We start from the raw sequence: 652 nt of genomic DNA on the forward strand, positions 1-652 counted from the left end.
CGCACTACCAGGAGGAGAAGGCGAAGCTGGAGGCGGACGGCACCAAGGCGCGGGCGCAGATGGAGGACGAGAGTGAATTCATGGCAAGCTATGAGACGGTGATTCAGGACTTTCTGGGCAAGCTTGCTGAAATTCGTCGTGCCGATACCGAGGCGAGAAGCAAGATCGTCTATATGGCTTGAGTGCAATGCACGTTCGACGACAAACGTCTGAGCTTTGAGAATGGCGTAAGATGAACAATGCAGTTTCTGGAAACCAGCCCTATGTATCGGCTAACCGCGTAGGAAATGTTCTCCCGGGTGGCCTGTCTTTGTGCTCGATCATGATGCTGGTTCTGATGGAGGGGATGTCCCGGGTTCTGTTGAATTACTGAAGAGGTCGGCGTTGCCCACCTTGAGCCGGTAGGCTCGGGGTGCTGATTCCACAAAGGAGAGCAACGCCATGACGAGAGCTATCACACCGGCTGGTTGGCCGGCGACTGGGGCTGTGGACGAAGCGTTTGCGGAAGTGCGGGCGAGCTTCGACCGGTTCTGCCTTGCGGCAGGGGTCGAGGCGCTGGGCACGATGATGGAGGCGGATGTGGCGGCGGCCTGTGGGCCGCGCCACGGTCGCGATGTAGCACGGCGGGCGCACCGTTGGGGCCGAACGCGGG

1 protein-coding gene and 1 pseudogene are annotated in these 652 nt (G+C 60.0%); both read left to right on the forward strand.

The genetic code is table 11. The features are described 5' to 3' along the window. On the forward strand, positions 1-182 hold a 182-nt coding region (locus ACZIRK_RS45375), incomplete at its 5' end, for a hypothetical protein (protein ID WP_463703304.1). A 259-nt stretch (positions 183-441) separates the two neighbouring features. After that, positions 442-652, forward strand: a pseudogene (locus tag ACZIRK_RS45380) (IS256 family transposase); the annotation flags it as partial.

The organism is Bradyrhizobium sp. Leo114 (assembly GCF_055229415.2).